This window comes from Parolsenella sp. LCP21S3_E11 (assembly GCF_052118165.1).
In the GTDB taxonomy this organism is placed as follows: Bacteria; Actinomycetota; Coriobacteriia; order Coriobacteriales; family Atopobiaceae; genus Parolsenella.
On the sequence record NZ_JBQKHS010000018.1, the window covers coordinates 1 to 1,783 of the forward strand.

Sequence of the window (1,783 nt, forward strand, 5' to 3'; positions counted from 1 at the left end):
GATGCTCGTCTCGTGGGCTCGGAGATGTGTATAAGAGACAGCGCTCGCGTTGTCATCCTGTGCAATAGGCGATTGTCTCACATTGCCACGCACATCATGTCCCGCCCATGCGAGACAATGTGAAGGATGACGCGAGAGGGAGGTATTTCATGGCTGACGAGAAGACGGGAATTCCGGGGCGGGCCGCGGATATACCCGAGGAGACCACGGCTGTTAAGGCGGAGCCGGCAGAAGAGGCCACGGTGGCCGAGCAGGAGCCGCCTGAGGAGGCCGTTGAGCCCGCACCCGAGGGCGAGGGCGCGGACGAGGCCACGATAGCCGCGGGACCCGGGGCGTCGGCTCCCGCCGCGCTAGAGCCCACCACGCCCGAAACTCCGAAGCCCACCGCCGGGCTCGAGCGCACTGAGCCGGAGCCCGACATGGCACCCGACTCCCCCGCTCCGCTCGACATAGCCCGCGACCTCGCCGCTTCCGGCGCGGCATCAGTCACGGAGGGCTTTGCCGCCGTACGCGAGGTCTCCGCGGCCAAGCGCGCGCACGCCGCCGCCCGCGACGAGCTCGCCAAGGCCGAGGACGAGCAGCGCTCTCTTGAGGAGGAACTCGACCACCGCCATGAGGTCGAGCAGAACTACCACACCATCTTGGAGGTCCAGAACGCTGAGCTCGCGGAGGCCAACGAGAACCTCACGCGAGCCTCCACGGAGAAATCCGCCCTCGAGGCACAGCACCTCGCGGCCAAGGATGCCCTCGCCTCGCTCAAGGCGGCCAACGAGCGCGACCTCACTCCCTATCGCGAGCTCGCCAGCTCCGCAAAGGGGTCCCTCGAGGACGCCGAGCGCGCCGCTCGCGAGGCGCGCCGCTCGGTCAAGACCGCCCAGGCCGCCGCAGACAACGCTATCAACACGCGCGATTCGCGCGTCCAGGCCGCCATGCGAGCCGCGGACAACGCCGCGAGTCGCCTCCAGCGCCTCCAGGACAAGCTTGCCGAGCTCAAGCGCGATCCCTCGACCGGCGCCAAGGAGCTCTCCGAGATGAGCGGCGGCGTCGCGGCGGCCCTCGCCCAGCTCGAGAACGCCCGCGCGGACGTCACCCGCGTCACCGCAGAGACCTCGCAGGCGGCGGAGATTGCCCAGACGCACCTCTACACGCAACGCAAGTCTCTCGAAGTCCTCGAAGGAGACCTCGTCAGCGCCCAGGCGGACGAGAAGGCCAAGCGCGAGAAGTACAACGAGCTCAAGGCCTCCGCGGATGAGCGCGAGCGCGAGGCATCGGACAAGGTGAGCGACCTCGCCTCGAAGATCGAAGAGCAGGAGGAGCTCGCGACGGTCTCTCAGGGGCGTATCGACGCCGCGACAGCCACCATCGAGGAGGCCGAGGACATCCACGCCCATCCCGAGGCAACGGCAGCCCTCGCAGAGAAAGTCAACGCCGCCACGGCGAAGACCGAGGAGCACAAGCGCGTCGTCGCGAGCCTCGCCGAGGAGGAGCGGATCGTCCGCGAGCGCACGCAGCATTCGCGCCGCATGTTCTACGCCGTGATCATCGCTGCGGTTGGGATCGTCGTCATCGCCATTCTGATTTTCGTCATGCAATAGCCCGGGCAGGCTCGTCCCGTTTCCGCAGGACGCGCAATAATTTGAATAAATTTGTTAACTATAGTTAACTTCTACTCAAAAAAGGAGGCTTCGGTAGTTTGTGTGACAAGGGGCTAGCCTAGGCAGCAACGCTCTTCGCTCCCTTCACGCCCTTCTTCCTCGCCTTCACCGGGCGACCCGGGAGCTGG

At 66.3% G+C, this 1,783-nt stretch carries 1 protein-coding gene; it reads left to right on the plus strand.

Annotated features, from left to right (window positions below):
- Positions 1-149 precede the first annotated feature (149 nt).
- Positions 150-1,595, plus strand: a complete 1,446-nt coding sequence (locus ACTQ1Z_RS08500; RefSeq protein WP_441860248.1) for a hypothetical protein — start codon at positions 150-152, stop codon at positions 1,593-1,595.
- The last annotated feature ends 188 nt before the right edge of the window (positions 1,596-1,783 follow it).